Raw genomic sequence first — 6,832 nt, forward strand, 5'->3', positions numbered from 1 at the left:
GTCAGTTCTTGAGCGAGCCGTCGATGGCCTTCTGCGCCGCCGCGGCGGCCTTGGCCGCGTCGCCGCCCTTGACCACGGCCGTCTCCGCGATGCCGAACGGCTCCCAGATGGCGGCCATCTCGGGGATGGCGGGCATCGGCATGCCGTCCTTGCCGGCGTCCATGAACTTGGCCGCGTCCGGGTCGCTCGCCTGGACCTCCTGGAGGTCGGCGGTCAGCGCCGGGGGCCGCGGGTCGGCGTCGTAGAGCGCCTTGGCGACGTCCTTGTCGGTCACGTAGTTGGCGACGAACTCCTGGGCCAGGGCCTTGTTCTTGCCCTTGGAGGCGACGAAGAAGCTCTGCACGCCGACGAAGGGGGTGGCGGGCTCGCCGTCCTTGAACGACGGCACGGCCGTGATGTCGTACGTGATGCCGCCCTTCTTGACCTCGCTGATCGCCCACGGGCCGGAGACGAGGTAGGCGCACTTGCCGCCGGCGAAGTTGACGATGTAGTTCTCGTTGGTCAGCGAGGTGCGCAGGGCGCCGTCGCCCTTCTCGCCGAGCGCCTTGAGCTTCTAGAACGCCTTGACCGACTCCGGCGAGCCGAGCCGCACCTGCTTGGGGTCGGGGTCGCCGGTGGCCGTGGCGCCGAACAGGGCGCCGCCGCCGGAGGCGAAGATCGGGTAGACGTGGAAGGCGTCGCCCTTCTGGCCGACGGGGATGCAGAGCACCTCCTTGACCTTGCCGTCCTTCTTGAGCTCCGTGCCCTTCTCGATCATGTCCTCGATCGTGGCGGGCGCGTCGGGGGCGAGCTCGGTGTTGCGGATCAGGGCGATGTTCTCGACCGCGTACGGGGCCCCGTAGATCTGGCCGTTGAACGTCACCGCCTGGATCGCCTTCGGGGAGAAGGCCGCCTTCTGCTCCTCGGTCAGGGTGACCGGGTCGATGGCGCCGCTCTGCACCAGGTTGCCGATCCAGTCGTGCGCGCCGATCATGATGTCCGGCCCGCTGCCCTGCTGGGAGGCGGTCAGGAAGGTCATCTGGTTGTCCTTGCTGATCTCCTTCACCTCCACGGTCACGCCGTTCTCGGTGCCGAACCGGTCCGCGAAGGGTTTGAGCGGCTGCACCCGGCTGGGGTCCGCCCAGATCACGAGCGTGCCGCCGCCGGCCGCCGCGGTGGGGGCGGAGGCTGACGCACTGGGTGCCGCCGGTGCCGCCGACTGGGAACTGCCGCACGCCGTCGCGGCGAACGCGAGGGTGGCGAGGGCTGCCACACCCAGAGCCCGCATGCGCATGGGGGACCTCCTGAGGTCACGGAGGAACGGCGGCGCGACACGCGCCGCCGTCAGAGGAAAGCTTGAACGTTTCCGGGACGTTAGCGGCTCTTTGCAAGAATTGGAAGAACTTGCGAAAGAGCGTTACCTGATCCAGATCCTGCCCAGCCTGCCTGACCTGGCGGGCAACCCGTCCCGGCGGCTGCGGAGGAGATCTGCAACTTTCCGAAACTTGCACTTGACCATGGGCGGGCGATCGCGACATCCTTCACAGAACATCACCCGACATCTCGGGTCATCCGGGGGAAGGACAACCATGCTCGGCAACGACGACTGGTGGCGCGACGCCGTTGTGTACCAGGTCTACCCGCGAAGCTTCGCCGACGCCAACGGCGACGGCGTCGGCGACCTCGCAGGCGTGCGCGAGCGCCTGGACTATCTGTCCGAGCTGGGCGTGGACGCCATCTGGCTGAGCCCCTTCTACACCTCCCCCATGGCCGACGGCGGCTACGACGTGGCCGACTACCGGGACGTGGACCCGATGTTCGGCTCGCTCGCAGACTTCGACGCGCTCGTCGCCGACGCGCACGCCAAGGGCATCAGGGTCATCGTGGACCTGGTGCCGAACCACTCCTCCGACCAGCACCCCTGGTTCAAGGCCGGCCTGCGTGACCGTTACGTCTTCCGCGACCGGCCCAACGACTGGGAGTCGATCTTCGGCGGCCCGGCGTGGACGCAGGTCGAGGACGGGCAGTGGTACCTGCACCTGTTCGCCCCCGAGCAGCCGGACCTCAACTGGGACAACCCGGAGGTGCGCGCCGAGTTCCGCGACATCCTGCGCTTCTGGCTCGACCGGGGCGTGGACGGCTTCCGGATCGACGTGGCGCACGGCATGATCAAGGCCGCGGGCCTGCCCGACGTGGGGCAGAAGGACGGCCCCCAGGCCGAGATGCTGGGCGACGAGCAGGTGCCCTACTTCGACCAGGACGGCGTGCACGACATCTACCGCGAGTGGCGGCCGATCCTCGACTCCTACCCGGGCGGGCGGATGGCGGTGGCCGAGGCGTGGGTGTCCTCGCCCGAGCGCCTGGCCCGCTATGTGGGCCCGGACGAGCTGCACCAGGCGTTCAACTTCGAGTTCATGATGGCGGACTTCCACGCAAAGTCGTTCCGCAACGTGATCGAGAAGTCCCTGAAGGAGGCCGAGCTGGTCGGCGCGCCCACCACATGGGTGCTGTCCAACCACGACAAGCCGCGCCACGTCACCCGGCACGGCGGCCTGGCCCGCGCCCGGGCGGCCACCCTGCTCATGCTGGCCCTGCCCGGCTCTGCCTACCTCTATAACGGCGAGGAGCTCGGCCTGCCCGAGGTGCTCGACCTGCCCGACGAGCTGCGCCAGGACCCGGCGTTCCGGCGGCGGGGCGACAGCCGCGACGGCTGCCGGGTGCCGCTCCCGTGGATCTCCGCCGAGGGCCTGGGCTGGCGCGACCCGTGGCTGCCGATCCCGGCCGAGTGGTCGGCGCTGTCGGCCGAGGCCCAGGAGGACGACCCCGCCTCCACGCTGAACCTCTACCGGGCCGCGCTGAAGCTGCGCAAGCGGCACCCGGCGCTCGGCGGCGGCACACTGACGTGGCTCGACTCCCCCAAGGACGTGCTGGCCATCGAGCGCGACCCCGGGCTGGTCGTGGTGCTGAACACCGGTGAGGAGCCGGTGCGGCTCGACGTGGCCGGCGAGGTGCTGCTGTCCAGCGGCCCGCTCGCGGCCGACGGCACCCTCCCGCCCGACACCACAATCTGGCTGCAGCGCTGACGATTGGCGGAATCTTTCCCTCTACCCGGCAAATACCCGACAAATGGCAGCAATCACGCTCGGTAACCTCGGGGAGTGGCACCCTGGTGGGCCAGGTCCCTGCGCGGACGCGTCACCCTCATCGCGACGGCTGTAGCGGCCCTCGTGCTGATCCCCGTGGCCATCGGCGGCATCCTCACCGCGCGGGCCCTGATCGCCGCCAGCGTCTACAACGCCACCAGGGACACCGCCGAGCGGATCGCGTACGAGATGCGCGGGGGCGCCCTGCCCATGGGCGCCTCCATCCCGCTGCCCGACCCGTCGGTGGACCTGATCCAGATCGTCGGGCCCGACGGGCGGTTCCTGGCCACCAGTGACGCGGCCAGGAACCTGCCGCCGCTCAGCGACGTGCGCCCCACCACGGAGAACCGGGTGGTCAACACCACCAGCTGCCTGCCCACCGAGTGCGTACACCTGTCGGCGGTGCGGGTGTCCATGTACTCCGACTCCCCCATCGTCTACGCCGGCCGCAGCACACCCGACGCGCTGGCCGGCCGGACCCTCGAGGTCATCGTGCTCGCCGAGGTGGCCCTGCTCATCGCGCTGGCCGCGTGGGCGACGTGGCTGGTCACCGGCCGGGCGCTGAGACCGGTGGCGACCATGCGCGCCGAGCTGGACGCCGTGCACGCCGGCGACCTCAGCCACCGCGTCTCGCAGCCGCCGGGCGACGACGAGGTGGCCCAGCTCGCCCGCGCCGTCAACGGCACGCTGGCCCGGCTGGAACGTTCCGCACAGCAGCAGCGCCAGTTCGCCTCCGACGCCTCGCACGAGCTGCGCACCCCGATCGCCGGCCTGCGGGCCCAGCTGGAGAGCGCCCAGCTCTACCCGGACGACACCGACATGGAGGCGCTGGTCGAGAGCGCGCTGCGGGACACCGACCGGCTGGAGGCGATCATCACGGACCTGCTGCTGCTGGCCAGGATCGGCTCCCGGGTGGACATGGCCAAGGAGCGCATCGACCTGGCCGACCTGGTGCGCCAGGAGCTCGCGGTACGCAGCGACAAGATCCCCGTGCGCGTGGACCTGGCCGAGGGGGTGGTGGTCGAGGGCGTACGCCTGCAGCTGGCCCGGGTCCTGACGAACCTGCTGGACAACGCCCAGCGGCACGCCGAGCACACGGTCCGGGTCACGGTCTCCCGGGAAGTCCCCAGGGAGGGCCCCAGGGACGGGCACAGAGACACCCCCAGAGACGGCCACAGGGACGGCGGCACGGCGGTGCTGGCGGTGGAGAACGACGGCATGGAGATAGCCGTGGAGGACCGCGAGCGCATCTTCGAGCGCTTCACCCGCCTGGACGCCGCCCGCAGCCGCGACGCCGGCGGCACCGGGCTGGGGCTGGCCATCGCGCGGGACGTGGCGATGGCGCACCGCGGCCAGATCTGCGTGGAGGACTTCAGGGGAGGCGCCAGGTTCGTCCTGCGCCTTCCGGCCGTCTGAGCGGCCTTTTCCAGAAGTCCGGCGCTTTCGTCGTCCCGCAGGCTCTCTCCCACCGCACTTCGGCTGGGGTCCTGATGAGGAGCGGGCCGCCTCTCGGCGGGGAGAGCCGGAGCGGCCGCGATGGGGCCTCCGGCAGGGGAGGCCCGTCGCAGCCGGTCGTGGGGCCGTCAGGCAGGGCGCCGGGCGGCCGTTGTGGGGGCGTCCGGCAGGACGCCGGGCGGCGGTCGTGGGGCGTCAGGCGGGGGACATCTGCTTGGCGGGTTCGCGCGGTTCGTCGCCCGTGTCCCCGCCGGTCCCGGCGTCGTCGTCGTCCAGCAGCGTGGCCTCGTCGAACGGCGCCTGCCCGGCCAGCACGCGGTCGGCCCGCTCCCGGTCGAACTCCCCGGTCCAGGTGCCGACGAGTACGGTGGCCACGGCGTTGCCGGCGAAGTTCGTCAGTGCCCTGGCCTCGGACATGAACCGGTCGATGCCCACGATGAGGCCCACGCCGTCCACCAGCTCGGGCCGGTGCGCCTGCAGGCCGCCGGCCAGCGTGGCCAGCCCCGCCCCGGTCACGCCCGCCGCGCCCTTGGACGCGATCATCATGAACAGCAGCAGCGCCACCTGCTCCCCGAACTCCAGCGGCGACCCCGTGGCGGTGGCGATGAACAGCGTGGCCATGGTCAGGTAGATCGCGGTGCCGTCGAGGTTGAAGGAGTAGCCGGTCGGCACGGTGATGCCCGCCACGGTCTTGCTCACGCCCAGGTGCTCCATCTTGGCGATGAGCCTGGGCAGGGCCGTCTCCGACGACGACGTGGACAGGATCAGCAGGAACTCGCGGCCCAGGTAGCGCAGCAGCGACCACAGGTTGATCCGGGCGACCAGCCACAGGATCGTGCCCAGCACCACGCCGACGAACAGCAGACACGTCACGTAGAAGGCGACCATGATGATGGCCAGGCTCTTGAGCGCCTCGATGCCGGTGGCGCCCACGACGGCCGCGATCGCCCCGAACGCGCCCACCGGCGCCGCCCACATGATCATGGCGAGGATGCGGAACACGAGCCGCTGGAAGTGCTCCACCCCGCGCAGGATCGGCGCGCCCTTGGGCCCCATGGCCTGCAGCGCGAACCCGGTCAGCAGCGCGACCAGCAGCGCCTGCAGCACGGAGCCGTCGGTCAGCGCCGACACGACCGTCTCGGGGATGATGCCGAGCAGGAAGTCGACCGTGCTGGCGTCCGCCCCCTTGGCCGCCTCCGCCTCGGCGGCCTGCCGGGCGGTGTCGGTGAGCTGCAGCCCGGAGCCGGGGTCGATGAGGTTGCCCACGACCAGGCCGATGACCAGCGCTACTGTGGACATGACGATGAAGTAGCCGAGGGCGAGGCCGCCGACCTTGCCGACCTTGGCGGCCTGGCGCACCGAGCCGATCCCGAGCACGATCGTGCAGAAGATGATGGGACCGATCACCATCTGGATCAGCGCGACGAAACCGGTGCCGAGGGGTTTGAGCTCCTTGCCCACGTCCGGCCAGATGAAGCCGACCAGGATCCCGAGCAGGACCGCCACGATGACGGCCAGGTAGAGATAGCGAGTGCGATCGCGCATAGGGGGGTTCTCCGGCTTTTTGGGAGGGACCTTCTTGATGTGCGACTATGCGGCTCACCAGTGATGCAGGTCACTATTGAGTAAGTTTCGTTCACGAAAGAGATGTCAGATGCGGCGCTGGAGCCTGGCGGGGCAGATGCTCGTCCTGCAACTGCTCGTGGTCGCCGTCACCGTGGCGGGCGGCGCGGCGCTCGCCCTGGTGCAGGCCCGCGAGCTGCTCACCGAGGAGGCGGGCCGCACGGCGAGCGCCGTCGCGGTCAGCGTGGCGGCCTCCCCGGACGTGCTGGACGCCCTGGACGAGGCGGATCCGAGCACGCGGCTGCAGCCGTACGCGGAGCGCGTGCGCACGGCGACCGGGGTCGACTTCGTCACCATCATGAAGCCCGACGGCACCCGCTACACCCACCCGAACCGGGCCGAGATCGGCAAGCGGTTCCTCGGGCACACCGGGCGGGCCCTGGCGGGTGAGACGTTCACCGAGACCTACACCGGCACGCTCGGCGCCTCCAGGCGGGCGGTCACGCCGGTCATGGCGGACGGGCGGGTGCGCGCGCTGGTCAGCGCCGGCATCACGATCGACAGGATCAGCGGCAGGTTGCGCGACCAGCTCGCCTGGGGCGCGCTGCTCGTCGCGCTCGCGCTGTCCCTGGGCGCGGCGGGCACCTGGCTGGTCACCGCCCGGCTGCGCCGCCAGACGCACGGCCTTGGCC

3 protein-coding genes and 2 pseudogenes are annotated in these 6,832 nt (G+C 70.8%); 3 read left to right on the forward strand and 2 right to left on the reverse strand.

Annotated elements, in window-relative coordinates:
- Position 1: 1 nt before the first annotated feature.
- Positions 2 to 1,273, reverse strand: a pseudogene (locus ACTWPW_RS33210) (sugar ABC transporter substrate-binding protein).
- Positions 1,274 to 1,568: 295 nt separating this feature from the next.
- On the opposite strand from ACTWPW_RS33210, the gene ACTWPW_RS33215 reads away from it, so the two are divergent.
- Entirely contained in the window at positions 1,569 to 3,062 is a 1,494-nt protein-coding gene (locus ACTWPW_RS33215; RefSeq protein WP_443170914.1) for a glycoside hydrolase family 13 protein, read from the forward strand.
- Positions 3,063 to 3,137: 75 nt separating this feature from the next.
- Entirely contained in the window at positions 3,138 to 4,538 is a 1,401-nt protein-coding gene (locus ACTWPW_RS33220; protein WP_443170915.1) for an ATP-binding protein, read from the forward strand.
- Between the two features lie 234 nt (positions 4,539 to 4,772).
- Here ACTWPW_RS33220 and ACTWPW_RS33225 read toward each other — a convergent pair whose 3' ends face one another.
- Entirely contained in the window at positions 4,773 to 6,122 is a 1,350-nt protein-coding gene (locus ACTWPW_RS33225) for a cation:dicarboxylate symporter family transporter (protein WP_443170916.1), read from the reverse strand.
- 109 nt (positions 6,123 to 6,231) lie between these two features.
- On the opposite strand from ACTWPW_RS33225, the pseudogene ACTWPW_RS33230 reads away from it, so the two are divergent.
- A pseudogene (locus ACTWPW_RS33230) lies at positions 6,232 to 6,832 on the forward strand (histidine kinase); the annotation flags it as partial.

It is taken from the genome of Nonomuraea sp. KM90 (assembly GCF_052246675.1).
Classification (GTDB): Bacteria; Actinomycetota; Actinomycetes; order Streptosporangiales; family Streptosporangiaceae; genus Nonomuraea.